The sequence below is a fragment of the Pseudomonas sp. genome (assembly GCF_017744435.1).
Classification (GTDB): Bacteria; Pseudomonadota; Gammaproteobacteria; order Pseudomonadales; family Pseudomonadaceae; genus Aquipseudomonas.
This window is the reverse complement of the sequence record NZ_JAGIBG010000015.1, coordinates 108,018-127,743: the sequence shown is the minus strand read 5'-3', so window position 1 is coordinate 127,743 and position 19,726 is coordinate 108,018. Positions and strand designations below refer to the sequence as shown.

General features: G+C 64.8%; 17 protein-coding genes. 6 read left to right on the top strand and 11 right to left on the bottom strand.

Translation table 11 applies throughout. From position 1 onward, the window contains the following. Window positions 1-83: 83 nt before the first annotated feature. From J7573_RS12755 to pvdM, 4 genes are all read right to left on the bottom strand, one after another. Window positions 84-1,742, bottom strand: a complete 1,659-nt coding sequence (locus J7573_RS12755; protein ID WP_294335266.1) for a cyclic peptide export ABC transporter — start codon at window positions 1,740-1,742, stop codon at window positions 84-86. Window positions 1,743-1,914: 172 nt separating this feature from the next. After that, window positions 1,915-2,769, bottom strand: coding sequence for a formylglycine-generating enzyme family protein (locus J7573_RS12750; RefSeq protein ID WP_294335265.1), 855 nt, complete (start codon window positions 2,767-2,769; stop codon window positions 1,915-1,917). 25 nt (window positions 2,770-2,794) lie between these two features. Continuing rightward, the gene (gene pvdN / locus J7573_RS12745; protein ID WP_294335264.1) at window positions 2,795-4,084 is read right to left on the bottom strand and encodes a pyoverdine-tailoring periplasmic protein PvdN; all 1,290 of its coding nucleotides are present in this window, start codon (window positions 4,082-4,084) and stop codon (window positions 2,795-2,797) included. Then, window positions 4,084-5,442, bottom strand: a complete 1,359-nt coding sequence (gene pvdM / locus J7573_RS12740; RefSeq protein ID WP_294335263.1) for a pyoverdine-tailoring dipeptidase-like protein PvdM — start codon at window positions 5,440-5,442, stop codon at window positions 4,084-4,086. The genes pvdN and pvdM overlap by 1 nt, the downstream gene beginning before the upstream one ends. 177 nt (window positions 5,443-5,619) lie before the next feature. Between pvdM and J7573_RS12735 the strand changes: the two genes are divergently transcribed. Next, complete coding sequence (locus tag J7573_RS12735) at window positions 5,620-7,254, top strand: twin-arginine translocation signal domain-containing protein (protein WP_294335262.1); 1,635 nt, start codon at window positions 5,620-5,622, stop codon at window positions 7,252-7,254. 140 nt (window positions 7,255-7,394) lie between these two features. Here the strand turns inward: J7573_RS12735 and J7573_RS12730 are convergent, their stop codons facing one another. Then, window positions 7,395-8,351, bottom strand: a complete 957-nt coding sequence (locus tag J7573_RS12730; protein WP_110636371.1) for an endonuclease — start codon at window positions 8,349-8,351, stop codon at window positions 7,395-7,397. A 131-nt stretch (window positions 8,352-8,482) separates the two neighbouring features. Here J7573_RS12730 and J7573_RS12725 point away from each other — a divergent pair, with 131 nt between their 5' ends. After that, complete coding sequence (locus J7573_RS12725; protein WP_294335261.1) at window positions 8,483-10,324, top strand: diguanylate cyclase; 1,842 nt, start codon at window positions 8,483-8,485, stop codon at window positions 10,322-10,324. On the opposite strand, the gene J7573_RS12720 is transcribed toward J7573_RS12725, so the two are convergent. Together J7573_RS12720 and J7573_RS12715 are read right to left on the bottom strand one after the other, a co-directional pair. Beyond that, window positions 10,321-10,647 (bottom strand): AzlD domain-containing protein, encoded by a 327-nt coding sequence (locus tag J7573_RS12720; RefSeq protein ID WP_294335259.1) that lies wholly within the window; start codon window positions 10,645-10,647, stop codon window positions 10,321-10,323. The two genes, J7573_RS12725 and J7573_RS12720, sit on opposite strands and share 4 nt — an antisense overlap. Then, on the bottom strand, window positions 10,644-11,363 hold the full coding sequence (locus J7573_RS12715; protein WP_294335258.1) for an AzlC family ABC transporter permease: 720 nt from the start codon (window positions 11,361-11,363) through the stop codon (window positions 10,644-10,646). Before J7573_RS12715 ends, J7573_RS12720 begins: the two co-directional genes overlap by 4 nt. A gap of 107 nt (window positions 11,364-11,470) precedes the next feature. On the opposite strand from J7573_RS12715, the gene J7573_RS12710 reads away from it, so the two are divergent. Then, window positions 11,471-12,349 (top strand): LysR family transcriptional regulator, encoded by an 879-nt coding sequence (locus J7573_RS12710; RefSeq protein WP_294335257.1) that lies wholly within the window; start codon window positions 11,471-11,473, stop codon window positions 12,347-12,349. Window positions 12,350-12,384: 35 nt separating this feature from the next. Here the strand turns inward: J7573_RS12710 and J7573_RS12705 are convergent, their stop codons facing one another. Further along, window positions 12,385-12,879, bottom strand: a complete 495-nt coding sequence (locus J7573_RS12705; protein ID WP_294335256.1) for a hypothetical protein — start codon at window positions 12,877-12,879, stop codon at window positions 12,385-12,387. A 216-nt stretch (window positions 12,880-13,095) separates the two neighbouring features. On the opposite strand from J7573_RS12705, the gene J7573_RS12700 reads away from it, so the two are divergent. The 3 genes from J7573_RS12700 to J7573_RS12690 all read left to right on the top strand — a co-directional run bounded on the left by J7573_RS12700 (window position 13,096) and on the right by J7573_RS12690 (window position 15,929). After that, the gene (locus J7573_RS12700) at window positions 13,096-14,094 is read left to right on the top strand and encodes a sensor domain-containing diguanylate cyclase (protein ID WP_294335254.1); all 999 of its coding nucleotides are present in this window, start codon (window positions 13,096-13,098) and stop codon (window positions 14,092-14,094) included. Between the two features lie 249 nt (window positions 14,095-14,343). Then, entirely contained in the window at window positions 14,344-15,210 is an 867-nt protein-coding gene (locus J7573_RS12695) for a hypothetical protein (RefSeq protein ID WP_294335253.1), read from the top strand. Further along, window positions 15,207-15,929 (top strand): TylF/MycF/NovP-related O-methyltransferase, encoded by a 723-nt coding sequence (locus tag J7573_RS12690; RefSeq protein ID WP_294335251.1) that lies wholly within the window; start codon window positions 15,207-15,209, stop codon window positions 15,927-15,929. Before J7573_RS12695 ends, J7573_RS12690 begins: the two co-directional genes overlap by 4 nt. Before the next feature lie 78 nt (window positions 15,930-16,007). Here the strand turns inward: J7573_RS12690 and lpdA are convergent, their stop codons facing one another. From lpdA to J7573_RS12675, 3 genes are read right to left on the bottom strand one after another with little or no spacing between them, the layout of a single operon-like run. Beyond that, window positions 16,008-17,387, bottom strand: a complete 1,380-nt coding sequence (gene lpdA, locus J7573_RS12685) for a dihydrolipoyl dehydrogenase (RefSeq protein WP_294335249.1) — start codon at window positions 17,385-17,387, stop codon at window positions 16,008-16,010. A 2-nt stretch (window positions 17,388-17,389) separates the two neighbouring features. Continuing rightward, window positions 17,390-18,667: a dihydrolipoamide acetyltransferase family protein gene (locus J7573_RS12680; RefSeq protein ID WP_294335245.1), complete on the bottom strand. Its 1,278-nt coding sequence runs from the start codon at window positions 18,665-18,667 to the stop codon at window positions 17,390-17,392. Continuing rightward, a complete protein-coding gene (locus J7573_RS12675) occupies window positions 18,668-19,726 on the bottom strand; it encodes an alpha-ketoacid dehydrogenase subunit beta (RefSeq protein WP_110636399.1) in 1,059 nt (352 codons plus the stop codon). It abuts the gene before it with no gap.

The following is a 19,726-nucleotide window of genomic DNA, read 5'->3' as shown; positions in this document are numbered from 1 at the left end:
GGATACTCAAGTGTTAGCAGATATATTGGTTATGAGATTTATTTGCATTTATGTGACGTGCCAGCGCCGCAGAACCGGAAAAATCAATGTGAAAATTCTGTGATTTCTTCTTCGACCCGCTTGCCGTCGCGCAGGCGCAGCAGGTGATCGGCGACGTCGAAATAGCGGTCGTCGTGGCTGATGACGATGATGGTCTTGCCCAGGCGCTTCAGTTCCGGCAGCAGCTCGGTGTAGAAAATGCGCCGGAAGGTCGGGTCCTGGTCGGCGGCCCATTCGTCGAACACCAGCACTGGGCGCTTCTCCAGCCAGGCGTTGACCAGCGCCAGGCGCTTGCGCTGGCCGGTGGACAGGTCGGTGGTGGTGAAGGCGCCGTCGCGGATCTGCACCTTGTGGGCGATTTCCAGGCGCTGCAGGTACTTGCCGGCGTCCTCGGGCAAGGCCTGGCCGTCCTGCAGCAGGTCGTCGAACAGGTAGTAGTCGGCGAACACCGTGGTGAACAGCTGGCGGTAGTCGTCGCGGTTGCTGGCGGTGACGGCTTGGCCGTCCAGCACGATCTCGCCTTCGTGGGGGGCGTACAGGCCCAGCAACAACTTGATCAGCGTGGTCTTGCCGCAGCCGTTCTCGCCAACGATGAACAGGATGTCGCCTTGCTCGACACGCAGGTTGATCGGCCCCAGGGCAAAGGGTGCGGCACCGTCCACCGGCGGGAAGGCAAAGCGCACATTGCGCAGTTCGAGGCTGCAGATCTGCCGGTCGGGGACTTCAGGAGCATCGAGCAGCAGGTGCGGTTCGGGTGACGAGAACTGGGTCGACAGCTCGGCAATGCGGCGGAAGGCGATCTGCGCGCGGCTGACGATGGGCAGGGTCGACACCAGGTGCTCCAGCGGCCCTTTCATGAACAGCAGCACCAGCACGAAACCGCTGGTGACCTTGGGGTCGGTGATCAGTTCGGCCTGCTGCAGGGCCAGCACCAGGCCGATGACCACGAAGAACAGCATCGAGCCCAGGCTCTTGGCGACCACGAAGATGTTGATCGAGCGGATATGGGTATCGCGGATGAAGTTGGCCGTGCGGCTGATGCGCTCGTCGAACATGCGCTGGCGCCGCGGGCGGCTGATGCGCAGTTCCTTGGCCCCGGAGGCGACGCCGCTGTAATGCCGCTGCATTTCGTCTTCCGCCTCGCGGGCCGCATGGAAGCCGCGGATACCGCGCACGCGGGCGATGTACTGCACCGCGGTGCCGAGCAGGATTGCGCAGGCGGTGATCAGGAACATCGGCCACGACAACTGGGCCAGGTAGCCGAGGCAACCCAAGGTCACCGACAGCGAAATGGCCAGGGGGGCGAAGGCGAAGGCGAAGTCGCTGATGGTGTCGACGTCGTGGGTCAGCACCGGGATCAGGCGGTGGCTGCGGTAGCGTTCGATCTGCTCGATGGGCGCGCTGAGCACCTTTTCGCCGAGGTCGCGGCGCAGCCTGGCGATCACATGCTGGCCGACATAGTTGGTGCCGATGTCCGAAGCGATGGAAGCGCACAGGGCGAGCAGGCAGATACCGGCGAACGCCAGGACCACACCCCAGGTGATGGCGCCGGGGGCATGCAGCAGGTTGTTGATGTTGGCGAGCAGCAAGGTGATGCACAGGCCGCCGACGATCCCCAGCACGACGGCCAGGGCGACGATCAGTCGGTAAGGCTTGAGCAGGCCGAGGAGTTCGCGGAGTGCGCCAGGGGTCGATCGGTTCATGGTGAGTTCCTGGTGGGTACGCGGATGCGGTTTCGGCGCTGCGCGCGGCAAGCACCGTATGGGCGGGTTGCCCAGTGAAAAGACGTGTGAGGGGGGCTGTGATTTAGCCGGCCCGGGCCGTGCGCCTGGGCCAGTCAGGTACCGCTCGCGGTACCGTGCAGGGGGGTGTCGCTCAGAGCTCGCGGGCTACCCGGAAGCCCAGCCAGTCGCCGCGCACGTAGGGTTCGCGGTAGTTGCGATTGCCGGAGCGGGAGAACACCGGCGCTTCGCTGTAGTCGTTGCCGCGGATGTGGTTGTACTCGCAGCTCGCTTCCATCCACGCGCTGCCATCGGCGGGGGCGCCGACATAATTGTCGTGCCGGCAGTCGGCGACCCATTCGTAGACGTTGCCATGCATGTCGTACAGGCCGAAGGCGTTGGCCGGGAAGCTGCCGGCCGGCGAGGTGTAGTTGTAGCCATCGGCGGCGCCATAGGTGTTGGCATGCTGGGCGATGCTGTAGTCCTTGCCTTCATCGAAGGGGAACGGGAACGGGCCGCTGGTGCCTGCGCGAGCAGCGTATTCGCGCTCGGCTTCGCTGAGCATGCGGTAGTGCTTGCCAGTCTTCTTCGACAGCCAGGCGACGTAGGCTTTCACCTCGTCGTAGCTGATGCACACCGCCGGTTGCTCGGGGCCTTGCGGGTAGCTGGGCTTGCCGTTGGTGCAACGGCGGCCGGGGCGGTCGTCGCCGTCGGGGAGGGTGACCTTGGCTTCGCGCTGCCAGGCCTGCAGCTGTTTGGCCTGCACCTGGAACTGGCTGATGGCGAAGGGCTTGGCGAAGGTCACGGTGTGCATCGGGCCTTCATCTGGCTGACGGCCGACTTCGTCATCGGGTACGCCCATGGTGAAACTGCCGGCGGGCAACACGACCATCTGCGGGCAATCCTTGCAGTCCTTGAACGTCTTGCCGGGGGCGTGCGCGTCGGCGGCAAAGGCCGGGGCGCTGGCGAGCAGGGCGGCCACCAGGGCCAGGGGCTTGAACATGTGCATGGCGGTTCTCTTGAAAGGCAAAAGGTCAGGCGAGTTGCGGGGCGAGAATGGCCATCACCCGGTCGATCTCGGCTTCGTCGTTGAGCAGGCTCGGGGCCAGGCGCACCACCGGGCCGACGTCACGGTCCACGGCGTCGCTGATCACCTTGTTGGCCATCAGGTGGCGGGCGACGGCGTCGCAGTCACGGCCCTCGACGCGGAAGAAGGTGAAGCCTGCGGAAAGCTGGCTGCTGCGCGGCGTCACCAGCTGCACCTTGGCGTGCTCGGCGAGGCGCTGCTTGAGGTAGTCGTTGAGCTGGTGCACCCGGGCCTGGACATCGGCCTTGCCCAGTTGCAGGTGCAGTTCGAACGCCTTGCCCAGGGCCAGGCGATGGTCGAAGGCGTGGTAGCCACCGGGGGTCATCAAGGTGCCGAAGTTCTCGCCCTTGGTGAAGGTCGGCAGGCTGGGCACCAGGTACGGCTGCGGCTTTTCTTCGCGGGCGATGATCACGCCGGTGCCGCGTGGGCCGAACAGCCACTTGTGGGTGCCGGCGATGAAGTAGTCGCAGTTGAAGTCGGCGAAGGTCACGTCCTCGATGCCGAAGCCGTGCACGCCGTCGACCACGTAGATGATCCGGTCCTGCTCGTCGCGGCTTTGGTTGAGGGTCTTCACCAGTTCGCCGACTTCGCGGATCGGCAGCTTGACGCCGCTGCCGGATTGCACCCAGGTCATGCCGAGCACGCGGGTTTCGGGGCGGATGGCCTGGCGGATATTGCCGAGCATTTCGTCCACCGAGGCCAGCTGCGGCTCCTTGAACAGCTTCACGCGGCGCACCTGGGTGCCCATCAGCCGCTCGCGATAGGCCAGGCGGGTATTGGTGGAATAGTGCTCGTGGGCGCTGACCAGGATCTCCTTGCCCGGCGCCACCTGCAGGCCGCCGTAGATCATCGACAAACCTTCGGTGGTGCTGCCGGTCAGGGCCACCTGGCCTGGCTGCACGCCGAAGTAGCGACCGGCCCAGGTGCGCACGTCATTTTCGTAGCCCCAGAGTTCCTCGCGGTCCCAGTCGACCATTTCGCCCGGGTTCTGGTCCAGGCGCGCGCGGAAGCGGGCGATGGCCTCGCTGACCACGCGGGGGTGGGAGGCCAGCAGGAAATTGCAGAAGTGCAGGTAGGCCGGGTCCAGGTCGAACTGCTGGCGCAGGGCTTGCCATTTGCTCAGGCCGGGTTTTGCCACAGGCGCGGCTGCCAGTGCGGTCTGGGCAAAGCTACCCGTCAAGGGCAAGGCGGCGGCGAGCAGGCCGGCCTGCTTGAGAAAGCTGCGACGGTCGTTCATCAGCCACGCTCCGCTTGAGTGTTGGCACCGGGCTTGGCCAGGCGCTGCACTTCTTCCCACACGCGCAGGAAGTTGCCGCCCCACAGCTTGGCGATGTCGGCGTCGGAGTAGCCGCGCTGGATCAGTTCGGCGGTGACATTGCGCGACTCGCCGACGTTCATCCAGCCGGTGACGCCGCCACCGTCGTTGAAGTCGGAGGCGATGCCGACATGGTCGATGCCGATCTTGCGCACCGTGTAGTCGATGGCGTCGACCATGTCCTTGACCGTGGCGCGGGGTTCTTCGTCGAGGATGGCGTAGAGCGCGCTGGCGTACTCGCCGAACTTCTTCTCGGGCCAGATGGAAATGATCGCGTCACCCGGCATCAGGGCGTTGGCCAGGCCGTTCAGCGGCTGCAGGTCGAAGCGCTTGCGCAGGGCATTGAGCTTGTCCAGGGTGCCCTGGCTCAGGGGCTTGAGGTAGGCCGGGAAGCCCACCACCTGCACCACGCCGCCGCTGTGCTTGATTGCTTGTAGCTCGTGGTCGCTGAGGTTGCGCGGAATGTCCACCAGCGCACGGGGTGCGGAGTGGGAGGCTACCATCGGCGCGCGGCTCAGGCGGGCGACGTCTTCCAGGGCCAGGGTGGACATCTGCGACACGTCGATGATCACGCCAAGGTCGTTGAGCCGGCCCACAGCCTGCTCACCCAGCGGCGACAGGCCACCGAGGGCGTCGGGAGTGTCGTTGAGGAACGGCAGCGGGCGCGAGGAGTCGGCCCAGGCGTTGTTGCCCACGTAGCTGAAGCCGAACATGCGCATGCCGCGAGCGGCCCAGGTGTCCAGGGCATCGAGGTCGTGGCCCAGCGGGTAGGCATTGAGCATGCTGAGGAAAATCGCGAACTTGCCTTCGCCGTGCAGGCGGCGGAAGTCGGCGGGGCTGTAGGCGATGGCGACCTGGTTGGGGTAGTCGCGCACCATGCCGGTGAGGATCTTGTAGCGCATCTCCTGCTGCTGGCGCGCTTCATCGACGAAGGCGGCGGTCGGGCGATGGGGCGCGTTCGGGCCATTCCAGATTTCCGGCCAGCCGAAGATCGTCAGCGCCGCGCCGGAGAGGCGGCCGCGGCCGGCCTTGACCAGGTCGAACTGGCCGCTGCCATCCTTGTCGGCCTCCTTGCCTTCGGTGCCGAAGTTCAGCGGTACGGTGATGTGGCTGTCGAAGGAGATGATGCGCTCCTGAAGTTCTTCGGCATGTTTCATCACCTCGCGCGGGTAACCGGCCGGCAGGTAGATGAAGAAGTACCAGGCCGCGGCGCCGGCGAGCGCGAGGATCAGCGCCAGGGCAGCGAGGTAGGGGGCCTTGCGCAAGCGTGTCGTGTTCATTGCCATCCCGTTGGTTGCAGGGTCGATGCGGTTGCGGCAGCCGCGATCACGGGGCTTGCCTGTCACCGAGGGACGAGCGCGACAGCGGGAAATTTAACGGCGTGCTGCCGGTAAATTTGCCGCGCGGCATCTCGTTCTAGCTCGATAGGCGTGGCTGACACGGATACGGATGTGGCGATGAGGTTTTCCAGGCGTGGGTTCATGGTGGGGCTGGCGGTCGCCGGCGCGGCAGGTTCGGCAGCGTGGTATGCGCGCCAGCCGCGCGACCACGACGAGAAACTCGGTAAAGATGAAGTGGCGACCGCCGGGGAAGCCACGGTAGAGGCTGCCGCAGGGGCTGGCGTGCGCATCGCCGACAAGCTGCGCGGCATCTGGGACCTGCGTTTCAGTGGTGCCGAGGCCGGCCTGGACGGCTTGGCGCTGCAGGGCCTGCAGATGCTGCTGGATGTCGGCCCGACTGGCCGCTCGCTGCGCGGCTACATCGACGTGGCTGAACGCCTGCGCGGCAATGATCAGCCGCGTTACCGGGTACTCGGCGAGCTGGTCAGTGCCGATGCCAGCAAGGTCCGCTGGCGTCTGGTGCCGGTCGGGGCATCAGCGCCGAGCCATGAGCTGGAGGCGACCCTCGATGAAGTCTGGGCTGGCTGGGGCAACGCTGGCGCCGGCACACTGACCGGACGCATCCGTCGCATCGACCGGCCATTGTTGATGACCGAACCGGACAATCACTTCGTCGCCAGCAAGCGCGCCTTCCCCGAAGCACGCCAGGTCACGCCGCTGGCGCCGGCGCTGATGGCCTGGCTGAATTCCCCCGAGCACCGCCTGTTCCACCAGGTGTGGCACGCCACCCGGGACAAGTGGCACCGCCTGGGCGACGACAAGCGCGATGCCCTGCGCGGTGCCGGCTGGCAACCCGGCCCACGTGACGCTGAACGCGGTGCGCGTGGGCGGCGCAAGCACCTCAATGGCTCCGGCGAGGACTTCTTCTTCATGCACCGGCACATGCTGGGGCACGCCCGTGGCCTTCAGCCTGACCTGCCGAACTGGGCGCAACTGCCGTTGCCGTCCCCACAGCTCGAGTACGACCGGCTGGGGTTCATCCGCTACCAGGAGAACCATGACGGCAACTCGGTGCCGCCGGCCTGGGTCGCGGCCAATGATGAAGAATTGAGCCAATGGCTGCATGGCATCAAGGCGGCGGAAACCTTCTTCAGCAATTTCCAGGTCTGGGAGTCGCAGTACCAGGACCCGGACTACATCAGCCGCCTGACCCTGGGGCAGTTCGGCTCGGAAGTGGAACTGAACATTCACGACTGGCTGCACATGCGCTGGGCGACCGTCACCCGCGACCCCTCCAACGGCGCGCCGGTGATGGCTGATCGCAACCAGACAGACTATGCGGCGCGCTGGTTCCGGGAGGAAAACGACTTTCTCGGCGACCCGTTCTCGTCACACGTCAACCCGGTGTTCTGGCGCTTCCATGGCTGGATCGACGACCGCATCGAGGACTGGTACCGGGCCCACGAGCGCGCCCACCCAGGTGAAGTGCAGCGGCGTGAGGTCAATGGCGTGTCGTGGTTTGCGCCGGGGCGTTGGGTGCAGGTTGGTGACCCTTGGCTTGGGCCGATGACCCATGGCTGTGGGGGGATTTCCGATGCCGGGGGCGGGGCTGGCGAGATGGAAGTGGAGGCGATGAAGCTGGCGTTGCGCATTGCTTTCAGTGGCGAGCGGGATGTGGGCGACCTGCTGCGGCGTACGCCGCGCAGGCCTTGGTATGCACGGCATATGAAGTTGCCGGAGGGGGCGGTTTAGGTTGCGTGATGGCTTGCAGGTGCTCGCCATGACAGGTTCAGCGCCTGTGAGATCGAGCGCCGCCCGCGCGGCGCTCGATCTCATAGGCGCTGCAACTGTTGTGGCAGGCACATGGCAGCCCTCACACAACCTTCACGCCGTTACTTGCAGTTCCCCGCCTTGCGATACCCCGCCGCCAACGCCTCGGCCTCACTGCCAAACGCCACCTGGTTCTTCTGCGAAACCTGGCTATACCCCGGGCAACCGCTGGCCAGGTGATACACATGGCTATTGCGGTTACCGACCACCGCACCGCTTGCCGCGGTGCTGGCCAGCGTCGGCTTGGCCGCCTCTTTCACTGCCGTGGTCGGCACCACAGCCGCACCCTGCGGCGTATACCCCAGCGCCCACTTGCGCTCGCCGGTCACGAACGGGTTGTTGTGCCCCATGATCGCGGCAATCCGCTGGTCACGCTGCTTCTCCCAGGCCGTCACCGGGTGCTGCTTGTCCCAGGCCATCAGCACCTGTTGCTGCTGGCGCGACATGCTCAGCTTGTAGCGATCGAACATGTAGAACGTGGTGCGTGCCACCAGCCCCTTCACCTCGTCGCGTGGCTCGGCGGTTTTCTGCTGGAAGTCGATCTTGGTGGTGCACTGGCCGTACTGCGGCGCAACGCCAGAGACCATGCCGTAATTGAAGTTGCTGCGGTCACCGTTCACTTCGCCCACGGACGGGTAGAGGTTGAACAGGTCGGCCTCCATGGCGCGGAAGGTCGGGTCGCTGTCGACGCACTGCTCGCGCCCGCCGTTCTGCCAGCACTGGCGCTGGTGGCCGAAGGTCCAGGCCGGGACGATGTGCTCCCACTCGGTACGCTCGGCGCGGGTCTGCAGCTTGCGGGTTTCATAACCACAGGATTTCAGGTCGACCCGGCCACCGGACTTGCCGACCCAGGTCCACTTGCAGCCACAGTACAGCTCGCCCATGGCGCTGTTGCCCTGGTCGAGGTAGATCTTCTGTTTGGCGACCACCTTGGCTTCGGTGAAGGTGGCGGGTGGGGTGGCGAAGGCGGCGGGGATGGCGGCGAAGGCGAGGGCGACGGCGCAAAGCAGTTTCTTCATGAAATACGTCTTAGGCTTACAAAAAAACGCGATTATACGGCTTGAGCGATTCGATAGAAGAGATGAAAGGCTTGCGCTTGAGCGCTGCGGCGCTATCGTTTGCGGGTCAGGATCTTGTCGAGCGAATCGTCATGCAAATTGCCCCGTCGCCTCTCAACGAGGCAGCCCGCCTGTGTTTCCTCGAGAGCCTGAACATCCTCGATACCCCGGCCGAGGAAACCTTCGACCGCATCACCCGGTTGGCCAGTGTGCTGCTCGATGCGCCCATGGCCCTGGTGTCGCTGGTCGACATGAACCGCCAGTGGTTCAAGTCGCGCCAGGGCGTGGAGGTTGCCGAAACCACGCGCGATGTGGCGTTCTGTGCCCATGCCCTGCATGCCGAAGACATCCTCGTGATCCCGGATGCCAGCGCCGATCCGCGTTTCGAGGACAACCCGCTGGTGACCGGTGGGCCGCGCATCCGCTTCTATGCCGGCGTGCCACTGCGCTTTGCCGGTGAGCTGACCGTGGGCACCTTGTGTGTACTGGACACCCGGCCCCGCCAGGTGTCGGAAACCGAGCTGGCGCACCTGCGCGACCTGGCGCGGATCGTCGAGCGCGAGATGCTCCACCGCAGCCTGGCCCTCGACTCGGGCAGCGCGGTGAAGCAGGCGGAGCAGGGCGCCCTGGTGTCCTCCGAGGCGCGTTTCCACCGGGTGTTCGACAACAGCCCGACGAGCAAGGCCCTGGTCGGGCTTGACGGGCGCATTCTTGAGCCCAACCGGGAGTTCTGCCAGTTGCTGGGCCGGGCCAAGGAGTGGCTGGTGCTGACCCGGCTGGGCGGGCTGATCGACCCGCAGGACCTGGCCAAGCTGGACGCGCCTTGGCAACAGATCGTTGCCGGCGAACAGGATTCGCTGGTCATCGAAGTACGGCTGGTCACTCCTACCAATGGTGCACTGTGGAGCGAACTGAGTGTGTCGGCGCTGCGCAACGAGCGCGGGGTTACCGAGCAACTGGTCGTGTTCGTGCGCGACGTCAGCGAACGCAAGCGCCGCCAGCAGCAACTGCAGCGCTACCAGGCGACCCTCGAGCAGCAGGTGGCGCAGCGCACCGAAGAGCTGGCACGCAGCCAGGAAACCCTGCAGGCCATCGCCGACAATATCCCGGTGCTGATCGCGCAGATCGGCACCAATCTCGAATACCGCTTCAACAATGCCGTGTACCGGCAGATCTTCGGCGTCGAGCCGACCCAGCTCAAAGGCCGCAAGGTGCAGGATGTGCTGCCTACGGACGTATACCAGCAGCTGCTGCCGTACTTTCACAAGGCATTGGCCGGCGAGCGGGTGGAGGCTGACAACGTGCGTTACAGCCCCGACGACACGCGGATCTGGCACGCGTCCTATGTACCGGATATCCGCAACGGCAAGGTGGAGGGCTTTTTCGCCATGTCGCTGGACGTGACCGAACGCAAGCGCAAGGAAAAGACCCTGCTCGACCAGGCCACGCTCGACCCGCTGACCGGCTTGCCCAACCGCGCGGCGCTGCATGAAGAGCTGGATTTCGCCCTGCAGCAGCGGGCTGCGTTTGCCTTGTTCTTCATCGACCTGGATGGTTTCAAGCAAGTCAACGACCAGCATGGCCACGAGGCGGGTGATGCCGTGTTGCAGGCTGCTGCGGGGCGCATGCTGGCGATCATGCGCGCGGATGACACGGTGGCCAGGCTGGCCGGTGACGAGTTCGTGGTCATCGCCCAGGCCGTGGCCAACCAGGCATCAGCCCAGGATATCGCGCGCAAGCTGTGCGACGTGCTGTCGGCGCCGGTCGCCGTGGAAGGCGCCGAAGTGGCCGTTGGTGCCAGTATCGGCGTGTACCTCAACCATTCCGGGCATGACCCGCAGACTGCCGAGGATGCCCTGGCGCTGGCCGACAAGGCCATGTACGAGGCCAAGCGCAGCGGGCGCAACCGCTTCAGTGTGGTGCCCGACCGCTAGAAGCCCCAATGCTGCAACGCCCACAACACGCCCATGCCGACCGCCAGGGTCAGCAGCGTACTGCGCGTGCGCCAGGCAACCAGCCCCGCCACCACAGCCGCCGGTATCTGCGGGTTGCTCCAGTCGATACTCGGCTGGCCAGCCTTGAACACCACGGCCGGCAGCACCAGCGCAGCCAACACACTGGCAGGGACGTACACCAGCGCACGGCGCAACATCGGCGGAATGCGCAACGCACCGTAGAATTCGATGAACGACAGCCGTATCGCAAAGGTGCCCAGGCCGATCAGGGCAAAGGTGATCCATGGGGTCATGTCGTTCATGGCGCCTCCGCTGCCACGGGTGCGCCCTTGCGCAATTGCTCGATGCTCAACCCGCTGATCACACCGCCCAACGAGGCGACCAGCAAGCCGAGGTTGTAGGGCAGGTCGTGTGCCAGCACCGCCAGCGCGCCGCCCACCACCGCTGCGCCCAGCATCGCCGGGTTGCGGATGCCCGGCACCAGCAGGGCCAGGAACGACAGCGGAATGGCAAAGCCCAGCGACCAGGACTCCGGAATGCCGGTGCCCAGGTACACGCCGGCCAGCACCGCCAGGTTCCAGCCGAACCACATCGGCAAGGCGGTCCCGAGGTAGTAGGGGAAGGCAAATCGACCGAGGCCGCCAGCGCCGAATTTCAGGCTGCACAGGGCGAACGACTGGTCGGAAAGCAAGTAGGACAACGGCCAGCTCTTGCGTCGTGGCAGATCGCTCAGGTGCGGGGCCAGGGCGGCGCTGTACATCAGGAAGCGCAGGTTGATCACCAGCGCGGTGACCACCATGGTCAGTGGCAGCGCACCGCTCTGCATCAGCTGCAGCACCACCATCTGCGCGGAGCCGGAATAGAACAGCAGGGTCATGCCCATCGCGTCGAGCGGCGACATGCCCACGCCGATGGCCGTGACCCCGGTAATCAGGCCGAACGGCACCATGCCGGTCATGAGTGGCAGCACTGCGCGGACACCCTCGGTGAATGCGTGCATCCCGCTTTTATAGTGCATGTGGGTTCCTTGAACATTCATCAGGCTTGCTCAAGGTAAAACCCGCCCGGCTTGGTAACAACGCAGATTTCTGGAATATTAGGCCTAAAAAAAATAGGCCTTGAACCATGTCACTCGATTCCCCTACCCGGCACACCCTGCAGCTCAATGCCCTGCGCGCCTTCGAGGCGTCGGCGCGGCTCGGTGGTTTTGCCCGGGCTGCCCACGAACTGAAGGTCACCCCCGGGGCGATTGCGGCGTTGATCAAGACCCTGGAAACCCAGTACGGCGCCGCCCTGTTCGAGCGCCATGCCAAGGGCGTGCGCCTGACCCCGCTGGGCGAAAGCGTGAAGACGCAGTTCACCGAGGCCTTCGATGCGGTGGAGGAGGCTGCCCGTACCTTGCGCCGGCTGGCCGCGCCGCAGCGGGTGCATATCGTGACTTCGCCGGCATTGGCGCAACTGTGGATCGGGCCGCGGCTGCCGCGCCTGACCGAAATGCTCGCACCCATCGAGGTCTCCGTGACGGCGGTCGATGAACCGCCCAACCTCAAGCGCAGCCCGTTCGACCTTTGCCTGTTCTACGTCGAGCAGGTCGAGCGCGGCCAACGCAAGCTGGCCGATGAAGACATCTTGCCGGTGTGCAGCCCCGCGCTAGCCGCCCAGATCGCCGCGCCGGCAGATCTGGCCAGTGCGCGCTGCATCAAGGATGTCGGTTGGCAGGACTGGGATGTCTGGTCGGCGGCAATCATGCCTGAGCAGCACTTCGTGGCCCGAGGCCCGGGTTTTTCCCTTTACTCGATCGCGGTGCAGCAAGCCTTGCTGGGCGCCGGCGTGCTGATCGGGCGCAGGAGCCTGATCCAGCCGTATCTCGACAGTGGTGAACTGGTCGCGCCCCTGGCCCGCTCGGTGCCGTTGGGGTTGACCATCGCGGCATGGCGCTTGCCAGGTGCCACGGGCAACCCACGCGTGGCGGCGGTGGAAGAGGCCTTGAAGCGGCTGGCCTGAGGTGTGGCCAACGTTGCGCTGGCCACGCCCTGGTTTCAGACCTGCTCGGTTTCCGTGGTCTGTCCGGCCATCTTGGCCTGGGTCTTGATCTCGATGTCTTCCTTCATGCGCCGGGCGATCTGGTCATCGATCTTGGCCTGTTGCTCAGGTGGCAAGGCGTTGTATTCGTCCTCGGTCATGCCCAGTTCCTGGAGAATCTTTTCCTTGATCTTCTCTTCCGGGGATTTGGCCATGTAGTCGCGGAAATCCTGCACTGCATCACTGGTTTCCTGGGTGCTGGCGCTGGCTTGCTGGCGGGCAGCGAGGTCGGGGTTCTGCAGCATGACCTTGAGCTTGGCGAAGGCTTCTTCGCGGGCGTCGTCGGCGTTCTGCTGCGACGTGCTGCCCTGGCTGTTCTGCTGCGCAGACGCATTGCGGGTGGCCAGCGGCGCACGGAACGGTACCAGTTCGGCTTGCGCCTGGTCGTGGTTGATGCGCTGCTGCAGGTGCGCGGTGGCCTGCCAACCCAGGCCATTGAGGGTAATTGCCATGTTCTCCTCCTTGGACGTTGCAAAGCCAGGAAAGCGGGGCAAGTCCCATGCCAGCCGTGCAAGCCGCGAAAATAGGACGTTCGGGCTATTCCGGTCGTTGGCCGCCAGGCATATGCTTGCCTGTCAGAGGAAGCAAGTTGCCGCCTGCGGCAAACACAAGCACTGTCGGCAGCACCTTCATCGGCGCGCAGTTGCTGGACACCAGGGAGAGCGTCCATGAATCAGGAAGTACTGCCGGCACCTGCCGGCTTCAGTGAGCAGCAGCTGGCCACGCTGTTCGGGTTGATCAGTGATGGTATCTGGGACTGGAATGCCAATACCGGCTACGTCTACCGCAACCCTGGCTGGTACGCCATGCTCGGCTACGATAGCCATTCCATGGCCAACACCGTACTGACCTGGGAAAGCGTGATCCACCCCGAGGATTACCCACGGGTGATGGCGCATTTCGAGGCCTACATCAACCAGCGCAACGAGCGCTATCTCATCGAGTACCGCTGCCGCTGCCACGATGGCAGCTACCTGTGGGTCGAGGACAGCGGCCATATCATCGACCGCAACGAAGACGGTTCGGTGGCGCGCATGCTCGGCGCGCACCGCAATATCGATGCGGGCAAGCGCCTGGTGGCGCAGCTGGAGCAGAAGAACCATTCGCTGGAAGCCCAGGTGTTCGAACGCACCCGCGAGCTGTCCTGGGTCAACCAGCAGCTGCAGCGCCAGCTCGACGAAAACCGCATCCTGGCAGAGCGCGACGCGTTGACGCGGATTGCCAATCGCTACCGGCTGGAGAAGACCTTGCAGCAGGAGTGTGCACGGGCCAAACGCTTCCGCCAGCCACTGGCGCTGATTGCCATGGACCTGGATGATTTCAAGCCGATCAATGATCGCTATGGCCACGCCTGTGGCGATGCTGCATTGATCCGGGTAGTCGAAAACCTGAGCACCAGCCTGCGCGAACTTGACCTGCTGGCACGATGGGGCGGCGACGAGTTCGTCATGGTGCTGCCGCAGACCACGCTGGGCGAGGCGCTCGACCTGACGGGGCAGTTGCGCCGGGTGATGGAGCGGATGGAACCGGTGGGCGATTGCCGCCTGACCATGAGCTATGGCGTGGTGCAGTGGCAGGACGGAGAGAGTCACCAGGACCTGTTGGACCGGGCTGACAAGGCTTTGTACCGGGCCAAAGGCACGGGCAAGAACGCCATTTGCGATTGAGTTTGTGACACCGGCAGGCGCTGCAGGCGCGGATCCTGATCGCCGGTACGCGCGCGGCTTAAAGTTTCCTGTCAGCATGCCGACTCATAGGTCACTGGGTACGGGCTATGCCTCCGTATCGCCAATGGTTGGAGTTCCTGCCCGCTGCGGCAGGGTGCGTCGCCTTGCGTCCACTTCAATTCGTGCCCCGCTGCCGGTCGACGCAACCGGTCGTGGGCATTGGTCTCAAAGAGTTCTGAAGGGGCAAGTATGAATCTTTATGTCAACCAGGTGAAAAACAAGCCGGACTACCGGGGCGCGCTGTTCAAGGGCGATATCTTCCTCGAAACCGGGCTTGGCAATGCACATCAACTGTGCGCCCTGGCCCGGCAGAGCATCACTGCCGCATTCGGTGGCGAAACCGATCACCAGTCGCTGCACAAGATGATGCCGGTGGAGACCTTCGTCGAGCGCGTCACCGCGCTCAAGCGCCAGTTCACCAATGGCCCTGAAGCCAAGGCACTGATCCGCGATTTCATCCGCGAGATCGGTGCCGACCCGAAGGAGTACATCTTCGACGTGCCGCGGGTGCGCGTGGTGCCGAACTACGACTACCTGCATGCCGGCGTGAGCTATGCCTACAAACCGCACCGGGATACCTGGTACGGCGGCGTCGAAAGCCAGGTGAACACCTGGATGCCGGTGTACAGCATCGAGCCGGAACAGACCATGATGATCAACCCGGCGTATTTCGAGCGGCCGGTGCACAACAGTTCGGCCCAGTGGAGCCTCAAGCACTGGATCAACGAGCAGCGGTACAAGGCCTCGCAGAACATCACCGAAGAGACCCGGGTGCACCCGGTTCCGCTGGAGGACATCGACACCAGCGCCGAGCTGCGCGTGGCAGCCAACAGTGGCGAGATGCTGATCTTCTCCGGTGCCCACCTGCACGGCACCGTGGCCAACTTCACCGACAAGGTGCGCTTCAGCGTGGACTTCCGCCTGATCCACCTGCAAGACTTGCTGCACAAGCGCGGCGCGCCGAACGTCGACAACGGCTGTTCGGATGCTGATGCCGGCTTCAAAGACTATTTCAATGCCAGCGACTTTTCGCCATTCCAGGGAGTTAACCCATGACCAAGCGTCGTCTGACCGCTGCCGAGGTCGAGTACAACGAAAAGCGCGCCAGCGTGCTGAGCCGTGTCGATGCCCGATACGTGGCTGATGCACCGTTCCTGTTCGCCAACCGTATCGCCGTAACCGCTGCGCTGTCGCGCATCGAACTGTTTAAGATGGTCCAGGATGTTCCCGGCGCCATCGTCGAGTGCGGTGTGTACAAAGGCAACTCGTTGATGCTGTACATGCAGCTGTCGATGATTCTCGAGCCTTATGCGATCAACCGTTCGATCATCGGTTTCGACACTTTCGGCGGCTTTGCCAGCATCGATGCCGAGCAGGACCCGGCCGACATCAACGAAAGCATGTTCTCCGACACCGACGAGACGCTGATCCAGGACATGATCGATGCCAACGACCTGATCCGTCCGGTCAACCGCATTCCGCGTTGCGAGATCGTCAAGGGCGACATCCTGGAAACCGTGCCGGCCTTCGTCAAGACCCGTCCGGACCTGGTGGTGGCGATGCTGATTCTCGACACCGATCTGTACAAATCGACCAAGGTGGCGCTGGAAACCTTCCTGCCGTACATGCCCAAGGGTGCGATCGTGGTGCTGGACGAAGTGGCCTACCGCAACTTCCCGGGCGAGACCCAGGCACTGCGTGACGTGCTGGACCTGAACAAGATCGAGCTCAAACGCCTGCCGTTCGATTCGACGGTGGGTTACTTCCGCGTCTGACGTGGCATAGCGACGAACGAAAAAAGACCCGCGGCGCCTGGGGCGCAGCGGGTCAAATCGGCCTCGGCCGCTTCAGTGTCAGATATGCAGTGCGTGGCCCAGCGCGCGCAGTGCCGCTTCCTGCACCGCCTCGCCCAGCGTCGGGTGAGCATGGATGGTGCCGGCCACATCTTCCAGCCGTGCGCCCATTTCCAGCGACTGGGCAAACGCCGTGGACAGTTCCGATACCGCCACGCCAACTGCCTGCCAGCCCACGATCAGGTGGTTGTCACGCCGCGCCACTACCCGCACGAAACCGCTTTTCGATTCCAGGCTCATGGCCCGGCCGTTGGCGGCGAACGGGAACTGCGCGACGATGCAGTCCAGTCCTTGCTGGCTGGCTTGCTCCGGCGTCTTGCCGGCCACCACGACTTCCGGGTCGGTGAAGCACACCGCAGCAATCGCGGCGGGCTCGAAACGCCGGGTCTTGCCGGCAATGATTTCGGCAACCATCTCGCCCTGCGCCATGGCGCGGTGGGCGAGCATCGGTTCGCCGGCCACGTCTCCGATGGCCCAGACGTTGCGCATGCTGGTCTGGCAGCGCTCGTCGATGGCGATGGCGGCGCCGTTCAGCTTCAGGTCCAGGCATTCCAGGTTGAAGCCTTTGGTCCGTGGCCGGCGGCCCACGGCCACCAGCACTCGGTCGGCTTCCAGGCGCAGTTGCCCGCCCTGGCCATCGCTGGCCAGCAGGCAGCCGTTCTCGTAGCCTTCGACGCTGTGGCCCAGGTGCAGGGCGATGCCCAGCTTCTTCAGCGATTCGGCCACGGGTGCGGTCAGTTCGCTGTCGTAGGTCGGCAGAATGCGCTCGCGTGCTTCCACCACGCTGACCTGCGCACCCAGCTTGCGATAGGCGATGCCCAGTTCCAGGCCAATGTATCCGCCGCCCACCACCACCAGGTGCTTGGGCAGGGCCTTGGGCGCCAGGGCTTCAGTGGAGGAAATGATCGGCCCGCCGAGCGGCAGCATCGGCAGTTCGACGCTGTGCGAGCCGGTGGCCAGCAGCAGGTGCTCGCAGCGGATACGCTGGCCGTCGACCTCGACCTGTTTGCCGTCGAGGATCTTCGCCCAGCCGTGAATCACCTTGACCCCATGCTTTTTCAGCAAGGCAGCCACGCCGGTGGTCAGGCGGTCGACGATGCCGTCCTTCCAGGCCACGCTCTGGTCGATGTCCAGGCGAGGGCTATCAACGCTGATGCCCAGTGGCGACTGCCCGGCAAAGCGTGCGGTCTGGTGGAACTGCTCGGCCACATGGATCAGCGCCTTGGACGGGATGCAGCCGATGTTCAGGCAGGTGCCGCCCAGGGCTTGGCCTTCGACCAGCACGGTGGGGATGCCCAGTTGCCCGGCGCGGATGGCAGCCACGTAGCCGCCAGGGCCGCCGCCGATGATCAGCAGGGTGGTGTCGATGATCTGGGACATGCTCACTCCAGGAACAGACAAGCAGGTTGTTCGAGCAGGCCACGCACGGCCTGGATGAACTGCGCGGCATCCATGCCATCGACCACCCGGTGATCGAACGAGCTGGACAGGTTCATCATCTTGCGCACGACGATCTGGCCGTCGATCACCACCGGGCGCTCGACGATGCGGTTGACGCCGACGATCGCCACTTCCGGGGTGTTGACCACCGGGGTGCTGACGATGCCGCCCAAGGCGCCGAGGCTGGTCAGGGTGATGGTCGAGCCGCTCAGTTCTTCACGGCTGGCCTTGTTGGTCCGTGCGGCGTTGGCCAGGCGCGCGATCTCGCCGGCGTTGGCCCACAGGCTGGCGGCTTCGGCGTGGCGTAGTACCGGCACCATCAGGCCGTTGTCACCCTGGGTGGCGATGCCCACATGCACCGCGCCGTGGCGGGTGATGACCTGGGCTTCGTCGTCGTAGGTGGCGTTGATCTGCGGGAAGTCGCGCAAGGCCACGACCAGGGCACGGACCAGGAAGGGCAGCAGGGTGAGCTTGCCACGGGTGTTGCCGTGCTTGGCATTGAGCTGCTGGCGCAGGGCTTCCACGGCGGTGACGTCGATCTCTTCCACGTAACTGAAGTGCGCGACGCGGCGCTTGGCATCCTGCATGCGCTGGGCGATCTTGCGGCGCAGGCCGATCACTGGCACCTGCTCGCTGTCGGTGCGCTTGGCGTAGCCACTCGGCGCCTGGCCGGCCGCGCTGTGCGGCTTGCTCATGAAGGCGTCGAGGTCTTCGTGCAGGATGCGCCCGGCCGGGCCGCTGCCATGCACGTAGCGCAGTTCGATACCGGCATCCAGGGCGCGCTTGCGCACCGCCGGTGAGGCCAGCGGCTTGTCGCCCGGCTGACGCGGCACGATCGCTGCTTCAACGTGATGCTCGGGTGCCTGCAAGGCTGCCGGCTGTGGTGCTTTCGCTTCTGGCTTGGGTGCAACAGGCGCCACGGCCGCGCTGTGGGCTTCCACAGCTTTGGCCTGTGGCACATCCACATGGTTGCCGCTGCCTTCTACCTCGATGCGGATCAGCTCGCTGCCGACCGCCATCACTTCACCGGGCTGGCCACCCAGTGCCAGCACCTTGCCGCTGACCGGCGAAGGGATTTCCACGGTGGCCTTGTCGGTCATGACATCGGCCACCACCTGGTCCTCGGCGATCACGTCGCCGACCTTGACGAACCATTCCACCAACTCGACCTGCGCGATGCCTTCGCCAATGTCCGGCATCTTGATGACGTGCGTGCCCATTCAGACCTCCATGACCCGTTTCAATGCCGCGCCTACCCGCGAAGGGCCTGGGAAGTAAGCCCATTCCTGTGCGTGGGGGTAGGGGGTGTCCCAGCCGGTGACGCGTTCGATCGGTGCCTCGAGGTGGTGGAAGCAATGCTCCTGCACCAGCGACACCAGTTCGGCACCGAAGCCGCAGGTGCGGGTGGCTTCATGCACGACGACGCAGCGGCCGGTCTTCTTCACCGACTCGACGATGGTCTCCAGGTCCAGCGGCCAGAGGCTGCGCAGGTCGATGACTTCGGCGTCGACGCCGCTTTCTTCGGCGGCCACCTGAGCCACGTAGACCGTGGTGCCGTAGGTCAGCACGGTGACATCGTTACCCGGGCGGGTGATGGCGGCCTTGTCCAGCGGCACGGTGTAGTAGCCGTCCGGCACCGCGCTTTGCGGGTGTTTCGACCACGGCGTGACAGGGCGGTCGTGGTGGCCGTCGAACGGGCCGTTGTACAGGCGCTTGGGCTCGAGGAAGATCACCGGGTCGTCGCATTCGATCGAGGCGATCAGCAGGCCCTTGGCGTCATACGGGTTGGACGGCATCACCGTGCGCAAGCCGCAGACCTGGGTGAACATCGCCTCCGGGCTCTGGCTGTGGGTCTGGCCACCGTAGATGCCGCCGCCGCAGGGCATGCGCAGGGTCAGTGGGGCGATGAACTCGCCGGCCGAGCGGTAGCGCAGGCGGGCCATTTCCGAGACGATCTGGTCGGACGCGGGGTAGAAATAGTCGGCGAACTGGATTTCCACCACCGGGCGCAGGCCGTAGGCACCCATGCCCACGGCGGTGCCGACGATGCCGCTTTCCGAGATCGGGGCGTCGAACACTCGCGACTTGCCGTACTTGGTCTGCAGGCCCTCGGTGCAACGGAACACGCCGCCGAAGTAACCGACGTCCTGGCCGTAGATCACCACATTGTCGTCGCGCTCGAGCATGACATCCATGGCCGAGCGCAGGGCCTGGATCATGGTCAGTGTGCTGGTGGCCATGGCGGTTTCCGGGTTGATGCTGTTGTTGTGATCGTTCAT

What these genes read in the sequence shown, in the direction of transcription:
- J7573_RS12755 (WP_294335266.1), bottom strand. Translation starts at nt 1,742, where the DNA reads ATGAACCGATCGACCCCTGGCGCACTCCGCGAACTCCTCGGCCTGCTC.
- J7573_RS12750 (WP_294335265.1), bottom strand. Translation starts at nt 2,769, where the DNA reads ATGCACATGTTCAAGCCCCTGGCCCTGGTGGCCGCCCTGCTCGCCAGC.
- pvdN (WP_294335264.1), bottom strand. Translation starts at nt 4,084, where the DNA reads ATGAACGACCGTCGCAGCTTTCTCAAGCAGGCCGGCCTGCTCGCCGCC.
- pvdM (WP_294335263.1), bottom strand. Translation starts at nt 5,442, where the DNA reads ATGAACACGACACGCTTGCGCAAGGCCCCCTACCTCGCTGCCCTGGCG.
- J7573_RS12735 (WP_294335262.1), top strand. Translation starts at nt 5,620, where the DNA reads ATGAGGTTTTCCAGGCGTGGGTTCATGGTGGGGCTGGCGGTCGCCGGC.
- J7573_RS12730 (WP_110636371.1), bottom strand. Translation starts at nt 8,351, where the DNA reads ATGAAGAAACTGCTTTGCGCCGTCGCCCTCGCCTTCGCCGCCATCCCC.
- J7573_RS12725 (WP_294335261.1), top strand. Translation starts at nt 8,483, where the DNA reads ATGCAAATTGCCCCGTCGCCTCTCAACGAGGCAGCCCGCCTGTGTTTC.
- J7573_RS12720 (WP_294335259.1), bottom strand. Translation starts at nt 10,647, where the DNA reads ATGAACGACATGACCCCATGGATCACCTTTGCCCTGATCGGCCTGGGC.
- J7573_RS12715 (WP_294335258.1), bottom strand. Translation starts at nt 11,363, where the DNA reads ATGCACTATAAAAGCGGGATGCACGCATTCACCGAGGGTGTCCGCGCA.
- J7573_RS12710 (WP_294335257.1), top strand. Translation starts at nt 11,471, where the DNA reads ATGTCACTCGATTCCCCTACCCGGCACACCCTGCAGCTCAATGCCCTG.
- J7573_RS12705 (WP_294335256.1), bottom strand. Translation starts at nt 12,879, where the DNA reads ATGGCAATTACCCTCAATGGCCTGGGTTGGCAGGCCACCGCGCACCTG.
- J7573_RS12700 (WP_294335254.1), top strand. Translation starts at nt 13,096, where the DNA reads ATGAATCAGGAAGTACTGCCGGCACCTGCCGGCTTCAGTGAGCAGCAG.
- J7573_RS12695 (WP_294335253.1), top strand. Translation starts at nt 14,344, where the DNA reads ATGAATCTTTATGTCAACCAGGTGAAAAACAAGCCGGACTACCGGGGC.
- J7573_RS12690 (WP_294335251.1), top strand. Translation starts at nt 15,207, where the DNA reads ATGACCAAGCGTCGTCTGACCGCTGCCGAGGTCGAGTACAACGAAAAG.
- lpdA (WP_294335249.1), bottom strand. Translation starts at nt 17,387, where the DNA reads ATGTCCCAGATCATCGACACCACCCTGCTGATCATCGGCGGCGGCCCT.
- J7573_RS12680 (WP_294335245.1), bottom strand. Translation starts at nt 18,667, where the DNA reads ATGGGCACGCACGTCATCAAGATGCCGGACATTGGCGAAGGCATCGCG.
- J7573_RS12675 (WP_110636399.1), bottom strand. Translation starts at nt 19,726, where the DNA reads ATGAACGATCACAACAACAGCATCAACCCGGAAACCGCCATGGCCACC.